The sequence below is a fragment of the Kitasatospora sp. P5_F3 genome (assembly GCF_054049135.1).
Genome location: NZ_JBFUMY010000012.1, coordinates 260,067 through 275,120, shown reverse-complemented (window position 1 = coordinate 275,120; position 15,054 = coordinate 260,067). Strand labels below are relative to the sequence as shown.

General features: G+C 70.1%; 11 protein-coding genes, 2 tRNA genes, 1 pseudogene and 1 riboswitch. Of the genes and pseudogenes, 10 read left to right on the top strand and 4 right to left on the bottom strand.

From position 1 onward, the window contains the following. The first annotated feature begins 13 nt into the window (after window positions 1–13). Window positions 14–499 carry a ribose-5-phosphate isomerase gene (locus tag ACXJMZ_RS11635; RefSeq protein ID WP_057238497.1) on the top strand — a complete coding sequence of 162 codons (486 nt, stop codon included), beginning with the start codon at window positions 14–16 and terminating at the stop codon, window positions 497–499. Window positions 500–571: 72 nt separating this feature from the next. On the opposite strand, the gene ACXJMZ_RS11630 is transcribed toward ACXJMZ_RS11635, so the two are convergent. Further along, window positions 572–1,852: a GNAT family N-acetyltransferase gene (locus tag ACXJMZ_RS11630; protein ID WP_457029918.1), complete on the bottom strand. Its 1,281-nt coding sequence runs from the start codon at window positions 1,850–1,852 to the stop codon at window positions 572–574. Between the two features lie 270 nt (window positions 1,853–2,122). Here ACXJMZ_RS11630 and ACXJMZ_RS11625 point away from each other — a divergent pair, with 270 nt between their 5' ends. After that, entirely contained in the window at window positions 2,123–3,271 is a 1,149-nt protein-coding gene (locus tag ACXJMZ_RS11625) for a PP2C family protein-serine/threonine phosphatase (RefSeq protein WP_057239135.1), read from the top strand. Window positions 3,272–3,615: 344 nt separating this feature from the next. Further along, on the top strand, window positions 3,616–3,810 hold the full coding sequence (locus ACXJMZ_RS11620) for a hypothetical protein (protein ID WP_457029917.1): 195 nt from the start codon (window positions 3,616–3,618) through the stop codon (window positions 3,808–3,810). A gap of 56 nt (window positions 3,811–3,866) precedes the next feature. Here the strand turns inward: ACXJMZ_RS11620 and ACXJMZ_RS11615 are convergent, their stop codons facing one another. Then, a complete protein-coding gene (locus tag ACXJMZ_RS11615; protein ID WP_457029916.1) occupies window positions 3,867–4,604 on the bottom strand; it encodes a DUF6348 family protein in 738 nt (245 codons plus the stop codon). Window positions 4,605–4,962: 358 nt separating this feature from the next. Further along, window positions 4,963–5,116: riboswitch (cyclic di-AMP (ydaO/yuaA leader) on the top strand. A 5-nt stretch (window positions 5,117–5,121) separates the two neighbouring features. On the opposite strand from ACXJMZ_RS11615, the gene ACXJMZ_RS11610 reads away from it, so the two are divergent. Next, entirely contained in the window at window positions 5,122–6,153 is a 1,032-nt protein-coding gene (locus tag ACXJMZ_RS11610) for a M23 family metallopeptidase (RefSeq protein ID WP_457029915.1), read from the top strand. 62 nt (window positions 6,154–6,215) lie between these two features. Here the strand turns inward: ACXJMZ_RS11610 and ACXJMZ_RS11605 are convergent. After that, window positions 6,216–6,289 (bottom strand) — tRNA-Gly (locus ACXJMZ_RS11605). A 176-nt stretch (window positions 6,290–6,465) separates the two neighbouring features. Between ACXJMZ_RS11605 and ACXJMZ_RS11600 the strand changes: the two genes are divergently transcribed. The 5 genes and pseudogenes from ACXJMZ_RS11600 to clpX form a co-directional block, all read left to right on the top strand. Further along, window positions 6,466–6,539 (top strand) — tRNA-Pro (locus ACXJMZ_RS11600). A gap of 383 nt (window positions 6,540–6,922) precedes the next feature. After that, window positions 6,923–8,473: a trigger factor gene (tig, locus tag ACXJMZ_RS11595; RefSeq protein WP_457029914.1), complete on the top strand. Its 1,551-nt coding sequence runs from the start codon at window positions 6,923–6,925 to the stop codon at window positions 8,471–8,473. Window positions 8,474–8,528: 55 nt separating this feature from the next. Then, a complete protein-coding gene (locus ACXJMZ_RS11590; RefSeq protein ID WP_369824370.1) occupies window positions 8,529–9,146 on the top strand; it encodes an ATP-dependent Clp protease proteolytic subunit in 618 nt (205 codons plus the stop codon). A gap of 55 nt (window positions 9,147–9,201) precedes the next feature. Beyond that, a complete protein-coding gene (locus ACXJMZ_RS11585; RefSeq protein WP_057238513.1) occupies window positions 9,202–9,849 on the top strand; it encodes an ATP-dependent Clp protease proteolytic subunit in 648 nt (215 codons plus the stop codon). A gap of 234 nt (window positions 9,850–10,083) precedes the next feature. Continuing rightward, window positions 10,084–11,274: pseudogene (clpX, locus tag ACXJMZ_RS11580) on the top strand (ATP-dependent Clp protease ATP-binding subunit ClpX); the annotation flags it as partial. A 41-nt stretch (window positions 11,275–11,315) separates the two neighbouring features. Here the strand turns inward: clpX and ACXJMZ_RS11575 are convergent. Continuing rightward, window positions 11,316–12,311: a hypothetical protein gene (locus ACXJMZ_RS11575; protein ID WP_457029913.1), complete on the bottom strand. Its 996-nt coding sequence runs from the start codon at window positions 12,309–12,311 to the stop codon at window positions 11,316–11,318. A 158-nt stretch (window positions 12,312–12,469) separates the two neighbouring features. Here ACXJMZ_RS11575 and ACXJMZ_RS11570 point away from each other — a divergent pair, with 158 nt between their 5' ends. Further along, on the top strand, window positions 12,470–14,995 hold the full coding sequence (locus tag ACXJMZ_RS11570; protein WP_457029912.1) for a valine--tRNA ligase: 2,526 nt from the start codon (window positions 12,470–12,472) through the stop codon (window positions 14,993–14,995). Window positions 14,996–15,054 lie beyond the last annotated feature (59 nt).

The following is a 15,054-nucleotide window of genomic DNA, read 5'->3' as shown; positions in this document are numbered from 1 at the left end:
CCACAATCTGCGCATGCGCGTGTACCTGGGTTCCGACCATGCCGGATATGACCTCAAGAACCACCTCGTCCAGTGGCTGAAGGAGAACGGCCATGAGCCGGTCGACTGCGGCCCGCACATCTACGACGCGGTGGACGACTACCCGCCGTTCTGCCTCCGGGCGGCCGAGCGCACCGCCGCGGACCCGGAGTCGCTGGGCGTGGTGATCGGCGGATCCGGCAACGGCGAGGCGATCGCGGCCAACAAGGTCAAGGGTGTCCGGGCGGCGCTGGCCTGGAGCGAGCAGACCGCCTCGCTCGGCCGCGAGCACAACAACGCCAACGTGATCAGCGTCGGCGGCCGGATGCACACCGAGGCCGAGGCCACCCGCTTCGTCGAGATCTTCCTCAACACCCCGTACAGCGGCGAGGAGCGGCACACCCGCCGGATCGAGATGCTCTCCGAGTACGAGACCACCGGCGAGCTCCCCCCGATCCCCGCCCACCACCCGCAGGTCTGACCTTCCCGACCCTCCGGGGCCCGGGGGCCGTGCGACGAGCACGTCCCCGGGCCCCGTCGGTTTGACGGGCGGTCAGAAGCCGTGCGGCAGCCACGGGGCGAGGTCCGAGGCGAAGGCCCGGTCGGCCTCGGCCAGTGCGCCGTCGCCCAGCTCCCGTACCAGCCCGGCCCGGCCGAGCGCCGCGAGCCTGACCCCGCCGAGGTAGGCCGCCCCCAACTCCCGTACGTCCAGCGCGAGAGCGGCCGGGTCCTCGGTACGGACGCAGCTCGCCCCCTTGCCGGGCCCGGCACTGCGCAGCCGCCAGCGTCCGGCGTTCCACGGACAGAACCGGTCGGTCACCTCCAGCACCACGTCCAGCGCCGTCGCGTACTCGCGCAGCTCCAGCGCCTCGCCGATCCTGACCAGCCGGACGTGCAGCGCGTCGCCCAGCCGGGGCTCCAGCCGACGGGGGTCGTCGACCAGGTGCAGCACCGGGTCGTCCGCCGGGCGGTTGGCGACGGTCACCCGGTCGACCAGGTCCAGGCTCAGCAGGTAGTCCCAGAGCGCCGCGTACACCCCGGGGGTCAGCGCCTCGACGTCCCGGACCCGGACGGTGCCGTCCGGGATGTCCTCGGTGCCCCAGGCGACCGAGGCCGAGTAGCGGGCGTAGCCGAGCAGCCGGCCGCTCTCCCGGTCCTCGGCGAGGACGCACTGCTGCGGGGAGGCGCCGTCCCGTCCGGCGGGCGGGTCGAGCAGCGGAAGCCGCTCCCAGCCGGGGCGGCGCTCCAGCATCCCCGGCCGCCCGGGCACCAGCCGGGCGTACAGCTCCTCGCAGGCCGGGCCGCTCCCGGCCGGGTCGGCCAGCCGGAGCCGGACGCCGCGATCCACCGGCGCCTGCACCCTGACCTTGCGGGTCGGCACGGTCAGCGCCATCCGCCAGCTGCCCAGTCCGTACCCGAACCGGCCGTAGATGCCGGACTCCGAGGCGGTCAGCACCGCGAGCGCCTCGCCGCCGTCCCGGAACCCGGTCAGTTGACGGCGCATCAGCCCGGTGAGGATGCCGCGCCGCCGGTGGGTCGGCAGCACGCCGACCATGGTGACCGCCGCGACCGGGACCACCGCGCCGCCCGGCACGGTCATCCGCAGCGAGAACGCCCCGGCGCAGGCCACCGGGTCGGGACCGTCCCAGACGCCCAGCGAGCGGTCCGGCTCGGTCAGTTCGCGCCAGAGCGCGCGCTCCTCGGGATGCTCCTCCTGGCCGCCGAAGGCAACCTCCAGGGTCCGGTACCAGCCGTCCCACTCCTCGCCCGTCAGGGTACGTACCGTCAGGCCGTCAATGCTCGGGCTGTCAAATGTCTCGGTATCTGCGGTCATATGCCAACAGCTATCACCGAGTTGCATCGTGCGCGACCGGCTTTCGGCGGCTTGACCTCCCGGGTTCCAGCGGCTGGTGGGCGGCTCCGGCGGCCGAAATCCGTTGAACCCGAGCGGAACGATGCGCCCGGCGGCGCCCCAACCGTCGACGGCGGGCTCCGCCGGTGGATAAGGTCATAGCCCATGGCTGGCAGCACGCCGGGCTTCACGCCCCGGCCGACTGAGACGGGCCCGGTCGCACAGGCGGCCGACACCCCGTGGACGGCCCGGTTGCGCAGCAGGCTCTACCGGGTCCGCCGAGTGCTGCGCCGGACCGGGGTGGACTACTTCCGCGGCGACGCCTCCGACTGGCTCGCCTTCGCGGTGCTGTTCGCGGCCGTCCCGCTGCTGGTGGTGCTCAACATCCTGATCCCGGCCTGGGCCCCGCCCACCGCACTGGTACTGCCGATCCTGGCCGGGGCGCTGCTGCTGCGCCCGGGCACCCTGGTGGTGCTCTACGCGGCCGCCGCGCTCGGGCTCTCGGTCGAGTCGCTGATCCACACCGGCGAGCGGGTGGCCAGCGACCGCCCCGACATGTACGTCTTCGGCGTCACCCCCGGCGCCGCCCTGGTGGTCGGCGCGGTCGGGGTGGCCGGGCTGCTGCTGGCCCAGTTCCGCAGCCGGGTCGGCGTGCCCTGGCGGGGCGGCGGCTCGATGCTGTTCGACCTGCGCGAGCGGCTGCGGGTGCAGAGCCGGGTGCCCGCGCTGCCCGAGGGCTGGTCCGCCGACATGGCGCTCCGCCCGGCCGGCGGCCAGTCCTTCTCCGGCGACTTCGTGGTGGCCACCAGGACCGGTCCGGGCCGGCGGACCCTGGAGGTGGTGCTCGCCGATGTCTCGGGCAAGGGCATGGACGCGGGCTCCCGGGCCCTGCTGCTCTCCGGCGCGTTCGGCGGGCTGCTCGGCTCGCTGCCGGCCCATCAGTTCCTGCCCGCCGCCAACGGCTACCTGCTCCGCCAGGACTGGGACGAGGGCTTCGCGACCGCCGTGCACCTGGTGCTGGACCTGGAGACCGGCGAGTACGAGCTGCTGTCGGCCGGGCACCTGCCCGGGATGCAGCGGCACGCCGGCAGCGGTCGCTGGGAGGTCAAGGAGTCCGTCGAGGGCGCGCTGCTCGGGGTCTACGACGGCGCGGTGTTCGAGGCGGTGCGCGGCCGGCTGGACCAGGGCGACGTGCTGATGCTCTGCACCGACGGCATGGTGGAGATCCCCGGCCGGGACCTGACCGAGGGGATGGACCGGCTGATGGGAGAGGCCGACCGGCTGGTCGGCGGCGCCCCGTTCTCCCAACACGGCGGCCGGGGCTCGGCGGTGAAGCTGATCGAGTCGGTGGCCAAGGACGTCAACGACGACCGGGCGGTCCTGCTGCTCTGGCGCGGGTGACCGACCGATGGTCGGACCGTGTCAAGTCGGTGCACCGGTCTTCGGCCATTCCTGACGGCAGCCCAATGGAGTGGATCTAGGTCCGCTCCCACCAGCGCGGAAACGGTCAACTTCCAGTTAGGGGTACCCGTTCGACGGCCCGTCAGGTCAACTGGGCTATCGTCTCGGTCGGCGGAAATTCGTCTCACATCGCAGGATCTTCGCGGCTGCGTTCCGGCAAGTCCTTTACGCAGTCGGCACGAACGACCACACTGAGTTCGGGTGGGACGGTCGGTTCTCGGGGGGTCTCGGGGGATTGGGCCCGCCACGAAGCTCGCTACGAAAGAATGAGGAAGTGAGTCCTGGTGGCCTTCTCCGTCTCAGCGCTGGTCCTGTTCGGGATCATCGTGGTCATCTTCATCCGCAACGGGCAGTTGAAGACCAGTCATGCGATCATGGCTGCGCTCTTCGGCTTCATGCTGAGCCAGTCCACGGCGGCCAAGCCGATCCAGGACTTCCTCACCCAGCTCGCGCAGACCATCTCCTCGGTCGCCAGCTGACCAGGCACGGCTGACCCGGGTCGGGCCGGCCGCGGCCGGTCACGGACCGGCCGGTCTCAGCGACGGCTCCGCCACCAGCGGCCCAACCAGTGGCGCTGCGGCGGGGGTTCGGCCTGCCCGGATGCCTCCGACCGGGGGTGCTCGGCGACCAGCAGCAGGAACAGCCGGGCCCAGCAGAGCCGTTCGCCGCGGGGCCAGTCCAGCGCACGCAGGGCGGCCGAAGCCTGCTCGCAGACCGTCCCGTTGATCCGGACCTCGGCGACGTCGTCGCCCGCCTTGCCGCCGAAGAACAGCTTCACGCCGTTGACCTGACGCTCGGTCAGCTTCGGCAGTACGGCGGCGGCCAGCACCGGGCCGAGGTCCCGCTCGGTGACCCAGTCGAACAGCGGGTCGGTGTCGGCGCCGAACACCGCGGCCGGGCCCTGTACGACGTGCCAGCCGGGGAACTCGGGGGCGTCGTAGTGGTCGCCGCTGCCGGTCAGCAGGCTCACCACGGCGGACGCCGTGGTGCCCGCCCACATCCGTACCGCGCTGTCCAGCTGCTCCACCTCGGTGCCGCCCACGCCGGCTGCGCAGTCCCAGATCACCGGTGCGTCGCCCTGGCCGAGCCGCAGCACGTACCCCAGGTCGACATGGCCGCCGCCGGTGCCGCGCTCGTCGTGGTCGCGGAAGGCCACCGCCGTGGTGCCGGGCCCGCGGACCAGCGGGCCGTCCACGGTGAAGTCCTGACCGAGCCCGGCCATCTCGCGGATCACCGCGCGCTGGATGACGGCCAGCCGTTCCTGGGGGCGCACAGGCGGGCTCCTTGCTCAGCGGGTGCTTCGAACACCGGCGTTCGAGCTCGACCGTGGGCGAGCGTATCGGCCCGGCGTGACCGGTGTCACGGCGCACGCTGGCGGAGCGGGTCCAGGTGGGTACGGACGGCGATATCGGCCACCCTCCGTGAACCGATCGGGGACGAAGCGTCGCCGATTCGGGCCGTCCGGGTCGCAAGTCCCGGCCGGGACGTGACCTACGTCCCTGATCATCCTTGTTCACCGTTCAACCGGGGCTTGCCACGAAGCGGTCGATCGGCTTTGCTTCGAGGCCTGTCCGGTGAACGACCGGACGGGCTCAACCGGGCGGAACGCCGAGTCCTGCCGCCGCCCGGCGCCTCGAACAAGGCACGCATGGCAGGAGCGGGGGACCCAAGGTAAGTCGCCGAACCGGTGTGAACCGGGACGGCTTGGGGTGAAGCCGCATTCCTGCGGCCGGGCATCTCCCGCCCGAACCCGACAGCTCACCTCGTAGGCGTCGGAGAGGACTACCCCCATGTCCGCACAGGGCAAGCACCGTCGCGTCCAGCTGTCCCACCTGACCCGGATCGCCGTCGCGACCGGCGTACTCGGCGCCACCTTCGCACTCCCGGTGGCCGCCGCCAGCGCCCACCAGGGCCACGCCGCCGCCTCCGTGCCCCAGGCCGCCCCGGCTGCCGTCACCACCATCGCCACCGAGACCGCTGCGCCCGCCGTGGTGCCGGTCGCCGCCGCCACTCCGGCCGCGAGCAGCTACCAGGTCGTCAGTGGCGACACCCTCTCGAAGATCGCCAACGCCAAGCAGGTGGACGGCGGTTGGGAGAAGCTCTACCAGGACAACCGCACCGTGGTGGGCGGCAACCCGAACCTGATCTACCCGGGCCAGCAGCTCTCGCTCGCCGGCCAGGCCGTGGCCGCCGCGCCGCAGCCCGCCGCGGAGGCCCCGAAGGCCGCCGTCGAGGCGCCGAAGACCGAGACCAAGTCCTCCTCGTCTTCCTCTTCCTCCGCGAGCACCACGGACTCCACCAAGGCGTCCCGCTCCAAGTCGACCACCGTGGCCCCGAAGGCCGCCGCCGCCCCGAAGGCCAGCACGGCCCCGAAGGCTGCTGCGGCTCCGAAGGCCCAGTCGACCACCGTGGCGGCCGGCGGCTACGTCGCCCCGGTCAGCGGTGGCACCTCCACCGCGTACCACGCCTCCGGTTCCTCCTGGTCCAGCGGCTACCACACCGGTGTCGACTTCCGCGCCTCGACCGGCACCGTCGTCAAGGCCATCACCACCGGCACCGTGGTCTCGGCCGGCAACGGCGGGTCCTACGGCAACGAGGTCGTCGTCAAGCACGCCGACGGCAAGTACTCCGAGTACGCCCACCTCTCCTCGATCTCCGTCAAGGTCGGCCAGACCGTCTCGGCCGGCCAGCAGCTCGGCCTCTCCGGCGCCACCGGCAACGTGACCGGCCCGCACCTGCACTTCGAGGTCCGCACCGGCCCGTCCTACGGCTCCGACATCGACCCGGTCGCCTACCTCCGCGCGCACGGCGTCAACGTCTGATCCGTCTGACCCCGCCTCAGACGACTTCGGCCCCCCGGTCATTGACSGGGGGGCCGAAGCGTTGGAGCGGGTGACGAGAATCGAACTCGCGTGACCAGTTTGGAAGACTGGGGCTCTACCATTGAGCTACACCCGCGGGTGGTGCCGGAGCACACAGTGACCTCGGGGCCGTTGCCGGTCGCGAGGACAGGGTCAGCGTACCTGGTCGGGTCGGTTGCTCGCACACCGCTTTGGCGGTTCGGCCCGTTCGGCGGGTCTCCGATATGACCAATGGGGCGGCTTGGGTGGCGTGTACGCTTCCTCTCGGCACCACGGGGTGTGGCGCAGCTTGGTAGCGCGTCCGCTTTGGGAGCGGAAGGCCGTCGGTTCGAATCCGGCCACCCCGACAGTGCGGCAGGGTCTCGTCAACGGGCGGGGCCCTGTTGGCGTTTGGGGATGCCGGGTGGGTGCGTGGCGGGTGCGAGGAGGGTGAATTCCGGGCCCGCGCAGCGGCCGTCACAGTGGCCATCAGGGGGCCGTCGTCACTCGAACCGCGGCGCCCTGGCGTCCGCCTTTCGTGGTACCGGTAGGATGGGCCGCTGGCGGTCGTCCCTGTGGCATGTGCACAGGTCAGACCGCCCGAGGGCGAGGAGTCACGCTCACCGTCCACCCCCGTACGGGAGATGCAGCTCCAACCGCCCATCGCCCGTCTCGCCCGAACCCGATCGGCCCACGGCCGGTCGTCGGACGGCGTAGACAACCTGACCGCAAGCCCCTAGGAGACCCAACCGTGAAGAGCGCCGTCGAGACTCTGAACCCGACCCGGGTTCGACTCACCGTCGAGGTGCCCTTCGAGGAGCTCAAGCCGAGCCTCGACGCGGCTTACAAGAAGATCAACTCGCAGGTCTCGGTCCCGGGCTTCCGTAAGGGCAAGATCCCGAACCGCGTCATCGACCAGCGCTTCGGCCGTGCCGCCGTGCTGGAAGAGGCCGTCAACGACGCGCTGCCGCGCTTCTACACGCAGGCCGTCGACGAGGGCAAGATCGAGGTCCTCGGACAGCCCGACATCACCGACATCAAGGGTGTCGAGAACCTCGCCGACGGCGGTGACCTCAGCTTCGTCGCCGAGGTCGACGTGCGTCCCGAGATCACCCTCCCGGACTTCGCCGGCATCGAGGTCGTCGTCGACCCGATCGTGGTCGAGGACGAGGATGTCGAGAAGTCGCTGGAGCAGCTGCGCGAGCGCTTCTCCTCGGTCAAGGACGTCGAGCGCGCCGCCGCCGAGGGCGATGTCGTGGTCGTCGACCTCGAGGCCAAGGTCGACGGTGAGGTGCCGGACGACGGCACCGCCACCGGCGTGAGCTACGAGATCGGCTCCGGCCGCCTGCTGGACGGCATCGACGAGGCCGTCATCGGCCTGTCCGCCGGCGAGACCAAGACCTTCACCACCGAGCTCAAGGGCGGCACCCAGGCCGGCCAGAGCTCCGAGGTCACCGTCACCGTGACCGCCGTCCAGGAGAAGGAACTCCCCGAGCTGGACGACGAGTTCGCCCAGATGGCGAGCGAGTTCGACAGCCTGGAGGAGCTGAAGGACGACTCCCGCAAGCGCCTTGAGCGGATGCGCGAGTTCGACCAGGCCACCCAGGCCCAGGAGCGGGTGCTCGACGAGCTGCTGAAGCTGGTCGAGATGGACTACCCGGAGAAGCTCCTCAAGGACGAGGTCGAGACCCGCAAGCACAACCTCGAGCACCACCAGCTCGAGCCCATGGGCCTGACCCTCGAGACCTACCTCGCCACCCAGGACAAGTCCGTCGAGGACTTCGCCAAGGAGACCGAGGACCAGGCCAAGAAGGGCATCAAGACCCAGTTCGTGCTCGACGAGATCGTCGACAAGGAGAAGCTGGGCGTCAACCAGGAGGAGCTCACCGAGCACCTCATCCGCCGTGCGGCGGGCTCCGGCATGACGCCGGACCAGTTCGCCCAGCAGGTCGTCCAGGGCAACCAGGTGCCGCTGCTGGTCGGCGAGGTCGCCCGTGGCAAGGCGCTGGCGCTGGTGGTCGAGGCCGCCAAGGTCACCGACACCAACGGTGACGTCGTCTCCTTCGAGGACGACGAGGACGAGGACACCGCCGAGGCGTCGACCGAGGCTGTCGAGGCTGCGGCCGAGACCAGACACCCCGTCAGCGGGGTGTCCGGGCCGTCCGTTGTTCCCGCTCCGACCCTGCGCTCACAGCGAACAGTTCTGCGTGGGGGATTCTGCGGCCGGGCCTGCGCGTTAGGGTCCTTAGACAGTGACATTCACGCAGTGATATCTAGCTGTGCGACAGAGCGGCGGCTGTAGCGCGGCCGTCCAATTCGACTGAGCAGGTGGCTAAGTGACGTTCCCGCAGATGCAGATGCCTGGCCTGATGGCGCCGCACGCCGCCGGTGGTGACGTGCTCGGCGGCCTGGGTGACCAGGTCTACAACCGGCTGCTCAACGAGCGAATCATCTTCCTCGGCCAGCAGGTCGACGACGATATCGCCAACAAGATCACGGCCCAGCTGCTTCTCCTTGCCGCAGACCCGGACAAGGACATCTACCTGTACATCAACTCGCCCGGTGGCTCGATCACCGCGGGCATGGCGATCTACGACACCATGCAGTACATCAAGAACGACGTGGTCACCATCGCGATGGGCATGGCGGCCTCGATGGGTCAGTTCCTGCTGACCGCGGGTGCGAAGGGCAAGCGCTTCTCGCTGCCGAACGCCAACATCCTGATGCACCAGCCCTCCGCCGGTCTCGGCGGTTCGGCCACCGACATCCGGATCCAGGCCGAGCAGCTGCTCCGTACCAAGAAGCGGATGTCCGAGCTGATCGCCGCGCACAGCGGCCAGTCGTTCGACCGGGTCACCGCGGACTCCGACCGGGACCGCTGGTTCACCCCGGAGCAGGCCAAGGAGTACGGCCTGATCGACTCGATCATGCACAGCGCCGCGGACGTTCCCGGCGGCGGCGGCACCGGCGCCTGACAGCAGCCGGCAGCAGACCCAACCGACCGTCACGCTTCGGAGGACCGAACACCCCATGAACACCGTGCGCACCGAGTTCACCGCCCCGAGGGCCGAGGGCCGCTACATCGTCCCGCGCTTCGTCGAGCGCACCTCGCAGGGCATCCGCGAGTACGACCCGTACGCCAAGCTGTTCGAGGAGCGCATCATCTTCCTCGGCTCCCAGGTGGACGACATCTCGGCCAACGACATCATGGCGCAGCTGCTCTGCCTGGAGTCGATGGACCCGGACCGCGAGATCCAGATGTACATCAACTCGCCCGGCGGCTCCTTCACGGCGCTGACCGCGATCTACGACACCATGCAGTACGTCAAGCCCGACATCACCACCGTCTGCATGGGCCAGGCGGCCTCCGCGGCGGCCGTGCTGCTGGCGGCGGGCACCCCCGGCAAGCGGATGGCGCTGCCGAACGCCCGGATCCTGATCCACCAGCCGTACACCGAGACCGGCCGGGGCCAGGTCTCCGACCTGGAGATCCAGGCCCGGGAGATCTTCCGGATGCGCGAGCAGCTGGAGGAGATGCTGTCCAAGCACTCCAACAAGCCGGTCGAGCAGGTCCGCGACGACATCGAGCGGGACAAGATCCTGACGGCCGAGGAGGCCCTGGAGTACGGGCTGATCGACCAGATCATCTCCACCCGGAAGTCCTCCATGACCTCCTGAACCCCGCTGGGTTCACCGGGCGGGGCATGGCGGACGGCCATGCTCCGCCTGTCTCTTCGACGGCATCTGTTCGGTATCAATTCGCCCTGGGCGTACCGCAGAGCTGTCGAAGACGGCGGAATTGGCGGTTCGGCAGAGTACCGTCGGATAGCGAGACCGATCGCTCGACGGCGACCGGTCCACAGCACCAGGCCCCGGACCCCCGCGGGGCCCCTGGCGAAGGGGAAGCACCTCGTGGCACGCATCGGAGACGGTGGCGACCTGCTCAAGTGCTCGTTCTGTGGCAAGTCCCAGAAGCAGGTGAAGAAGCTGATCGCCGGGCCTGGCGTGTACATCTGCGACGAGTGCATCGACCTGTGCAACGAGATCATCGAGGAGGAGCTCGCCGAGACCTCCGAGGTGCGTTTCGAGGAGCTCCCGAAGCCCCGTGAGATCTACGAGTTCCTGGATCAATACGTGGTCGGCCAGGACACCGCCAAGAAGTCGCTGTCGGTCGCGGTCTACAACCACTACAAGCGCGTCCAGGCCGGCGAGGCCGGGCGCAGCGGTGGCAACGGCCGCGAGGACGCGATCGAGCTGGCGAAGTCCAACATCCTGCTGCTCGGCCCGACCGGCTCCGGCAAGACGCTGCTCGCGCAGACCCTGGCCCGGATGCTGAACGTGCCGTTCGCGATCGCCGACGCCACCGCCCTCACCGAGGCGGGTTACGTCGGCGAGGACGTCGAGAACATCTTGCTCAAGCTGATCCAGGCCGCTGACTACGACGTCAAGAAGGCCGAGACCGGGATCATCTACATCGACGAGATCGACAAGGTCGCCCGCAAGAGCGAGAACCCGTCGATCACCCGCGATGTCTCCGGCGAGGGTGTCCAGCAGGCGCTGCTGAAGATCCTGGAGGGCACCACCGCGAGTGTGCCGCCGCAGGGCGGCCGCAAGCACCCGCACCAGGAGTTCATCCAGATCGACACCACCAACGTGCTGTTCATCGTGGGTGGCGCGTTCGCCGGTCTGGAGCGGATCGTCGAGGGCCGGGCGGGTGGCAAGGGCATCGGCTTCGGCGCCAACATCCGCTCGAAGCGCGAGTCGGACAGCAGCGACCACTTCCGTTCGGTGATGCCGGAGGACCTGGTGAAGTTCGGGATGATCCCCGAGTTCATCGGCCGGCTCCCGGTGATCACCAGCGTGCACAACCTGGACCGCGAGGCGCTGCTGCAGATCCTCACCGAGCCGAAGAACGCGCTGGTCAAGCAGTACCGCAAGCTCTTCGAACTGGACGGCGTGGAGCTGGAGTTCAGCCGCGACGCGCTGGAGGCGATCGCCGACCAGGCGATCCTGCGCGGCACCGGTGCCCGTGGCCTGCGGGCCATCATGGAGGAGGTGCTGATGTCCGTGATGTACGAGGTGCCGTCCCGGCAGGACGTGGCCCCACCCTGTSACAGGGTGCGGGGCCTTCTCGCTGTCGCGGACTACTTGGCGACCACCACGAGGTCCCGGATCGCCCGCGCCTGCTCGGCGGCCTGGGTCGGGGAGACCGGGGTGGTCTTACCGGTCAGGGAGACCTTGATGAAGGCGACCGTTCCCACGGTGGAGTGGTTGGCCCAGACACACAGCGGGACGTCCATGGTTCCCAGGGACGCAACGCCGCAGGAGAGCTTGCCGCCCGGGTCCTTGGCGTCGTTGGCGTCGACCGAGGCCAGCGGGGTCTTCCAGGTCACCTTCTCCTCGGCGCCGGCATTGGCGCCGGTGGCGAACCTCTCGGTGCCCGCCTTGATGACGGCGGCCGGATCGTTGAACTTGCCCCACGAACCGCCTACCGAGATGGTGTCCGTCGCGTCCTTGCCCTTGGTGTAGCTCGCGGCAATGCCACCGTCGTACGAGATGCCTCCCGCGCCGAGTGCACCGGCGGACTCGGGCTTGGTCGACTTCTGGGTGTAGCCGCCGGGCAGGGTGGCCGGGGCCGCCAGCTTGTACTTGCCCGCGCTGGAGTCGCCCGCGCCGCCGGACAGCGGCGAGTCGGAGTCGGAGGAGGTCAGTGCCCAGACCCCGAGGCCACCGCCGACCAGCACCAGCGCACCGATCACGATGCCGATCACCAGTCCGGCGCTGCTCTTCCGCGGCTCACCCGGCATCGGCCCGCCGAACTGCTGCTGGCCGTACGGCTGCTGCCCGTACGGGGGCTGCGGCGCACCGTACTGCGGGGCCTGGCCGTACGGCGGCGGGGTGCCGAACTGGGGTGCCTGGGGCTGGCCGAACTGCGGCGGGCCCGGCTGCTGCGGCGGCGCGCCGTACGGTCCGGCGGGCGGTTGGGCCTGGGGCGGGTAGCCGTACTGCTGGGGCGGCTGCTGTTGTCCGTACGGCGGCTGCGGCGCGCCGTAGGGCTGCTGCTGAGGCGGCTGGCCGTACGGCTGCTGCGGCTGTTGCGGCGGCTGGCCCTGCGGATACTGCTGCCCCGGCCCGTTCATCGGTCTCCCCCACGTCGGTTGTGACTGTTCGTCAGTGCGCGCCAGACGGGCGTGCGAGTATCGGGGCACGTTATCGCACGGGTCAAGACCGGCCCCGTCCGGGTGGTCGCCGGGAATGCGGTCGAAGTCGGTCCCCAGGTTTACGTAAACTGTGTGTCGTGACCGACACGACGAACCAGCGCCCCGGAACCTTCGACGGGGACAACGCAGCCACCCTCCCGACGACCTACGCCCCGGCGGAGGTAGAGGGCGTGCTGTACCAGCGCTGGGAGGAGCGCGGTTACTTCACCGCCGACGCCAAGAGCGACAAGCCCGCGTACACCATTGTCATCCCGCCGCCGAACGTCACCGGTGCGCTGCACCTCGGCCATGCCTTCCAGCACACCCTGATGGACGCCCTGACGCGCCGTAAGCGGATGCAGGGTTTCGAGACGCTCTGGCTCCCGGGCATGGACCACGCCGGTATCGCCACCCAGAACAAGGTGGAGCAGCAGCTCGCCGAGTCCGGCCTGTCCCGGCACGACCTGGGCCGGGAGGCCTTCGTCGAGAAGGTCTGGGAGTGGAAGGAGCAGTACGGCGGCCGGATCCTCGGCCAGATGCGCCGCCTGGGCGACGGCGTGGACTGGTCGCGCGAGCGCTTCACCATGGACGAGGGCCTGTCCAAGGCCGTCCAGACCATCTTCAAGAAGCTCTTCGACGACGGCCTGATCTACCGCGCCGAGCGCATCATCAACTGGTGCCCGCGCTGCCTGACCGCGCTCTCCGACATCGAGGTGGAGCACAAGGACGTCCCCGGCGAGCTGGTCTCGATCCGCTACGGCGAGGGCGAGGACTCGCTGGTCGTCGCCACCACCCGGGCCGAGACGATGCTCGGTGACACCGCGGTCGCCGTCCACCCCGACGACGAGCGCTACCGGCACCTGGTCGGCCGCACCATCAAGCTGCCGCTGACGGACCGTGAGATCCCGGTCGTCGCCGACGAGCACGTCGACCCGGAGTTCGGCACCGGCGCCGTCAAGGTGACCCCGGCGCACGACCCGAACGACTTCGCCATCGGCCAGCGCCACAACCTGCCGAACCTGACCGTGATGGACGAGCACGGCGCGATCACCGTGCACGGCCCCTTCCTCGGCCTGGACCGCCTGGAGGCCCGCTCGGCCGTGGTCGGCGCACTGCGCGAGCAGGGCCGGATCGTCGCCGAGAAGCGTCCGTACGACCACTCCGTGGGCCACTGCTCGCGCTGCCACACCATCGTCGAGCCGCGGCTGTCGCTGCAGTGGTGGGTCAAGGTCGAGCCGCTGGCGCAGGCCGCCGGCGACGCGGTCCGCGACGGCCGGGTGGACATCCACCCGAAGGAGCTGGAGCGCCGGTACTTCGACTGGGTCGACAACATGTACGACTGGTGCATCTCGCGCCAGCTCTGGTGGGGCCACCGGATCCCGGTCTGGTACGGCCCCGAGGGCCAGGTCGTCTGCGTCGGCCCGGACGAGCAGCCGCCGGTCGGCGAGGGCTGGCACCAGGACCCGGACGTGCTGGACACCTGGTTCTCCTCCGGCCTGTGGCCGTTCTCGACCCTCGGCTGGCCGGAGCAGACCCCGGACCTGGAGAAGTTCTACGCCACCGACGTGCTGGTCACCGGGCACGACATCATCTTCTTCTGGGTCGCCCGGATGATGATGTTCGGCCTGTACGCGATGGACGGTCAGGCGCCGTTCCGCACCGTGGCGTTGACCGGCCTGGTCCGCGACCAGTTCGGCAAGAAGATGTCCAAGTCCTCCGGCACCGCGGTCGACCCGCTGGACTGGATGGACCAGTACGGCGCCGACGCCGTCCGGTTCACCCTGGCCAACGGCGCCAACCCCGGTGCGGACGTGCCGGTCGGCGAGGACTGGGTCAAGGCCTCGGGCAAGTTCTGCAACAAGATCTGGAACGCCACCCGGTTCGCGCTGATGAACGGCGCCACGGTCGAGGGCCCGCTGCCCGCGCCCGAGGAGCTCACCGCGGTCGACCGGTGGATCCTGTCCCGGCTGAACGCGACCATCGCCGAGGTGGACGCGTTCTACGAGGACTACGAGTTCGCCAAGGTCTCGGAGACCCTGTACCACTTCGCCTGGGACGAGGTGTTCGACTGGTACGTCGAGCTCTCCAAGACCACGCTGTTCGCGGGTGGCCCGCAGGCCGACGCGGCCCGCCGGGTGCTCGGTGAGGTGCTGGACAAGACCCTGCGCCTGCTGCACCCGATCGTCCCGTTCGTCACCGAGACGCTGTGGACCACGCTGACCGGCGGGGAGTCGCTGGTGATCGCCGAGTGGCCGAAGGCCGACGCCGGCCGGATCGACGCCGCCGCCGAGGCCGAGGTCGCCACCGTCCAGCAGGTGGTCACCGAGGTCCGCCGGTTCCGCTCCGACCAGGATCTGAACCCGGGTCAGCGGGTGCCCGCCCGGCTGGAGCTGGCCGGTACCGTACTGGCCGCGCACGAGGCCGCGATCCGTTCGCTGGCGCGGCTGACCGAGCCCGAGGAGGGCTTCACCGCCACCGCCTCGCTGCCGGTCGCCGGTGTCACCGTGGCGCTCGACCTGTCCGGCACCATCGACGTGCCGGCCGAGCGCAAGCGCCTGGCCAAGGACCTGGCCGCCGCCGAGAAGGAGAAGGTGCAGGCCACCGCCAACCGTACCTCCGCGTAACGCACGCGGAGGTACGGCCCTCAGTGTTTGGCGGCGCAAAGGAAGTTGATTACCCGTTG

Coding starts and splice junctions, on each gene's coding strand:
- ACXJMZ_RS11585 (WP_057238513.1), top strand. CDS start 9,202: ATGAACACCGTGCGCACCGAGTTCACCGCCCCGAGGGCCGAGGGCCGC.
- ACXJMZ_RS11635 (WP_057238497.1), top strand. CDS start 14: ATGCGCGTGTACCTGGGTTCCGACCATGCCGGATATGACCTCAAGAAC.
- ACXJMZ_RS11575 (WP_457029913.1), bottom strand. CDS start 12,311: ATGAACGGGCCGGGGCAGCAGTATCCGCAGGGCCAGCCGCCGCAACAG.
- ACXJMZ_RS11590 (WP_369824370.1), top strand. CDS start 8,529: ATGCCTGGCCTGATGGCGCCGCACGCCGCCGGTGGTGACGTGCTCGGC.
- ACXJMZ_RS11630 (WP_457029918.1), bottom strand. CDS start 1,852: ATGACCGCAGATACCGAGACATTTGACAGCCCGAGCATTGACGGCCTG.
- ACXJMZ_RS11610 (WP_457029915.1), top strand. CDS start 5,122: ATGTCCGCACAGGGCAAGCACCGTCGCGTCCAGCTGTCCCACCTGACC.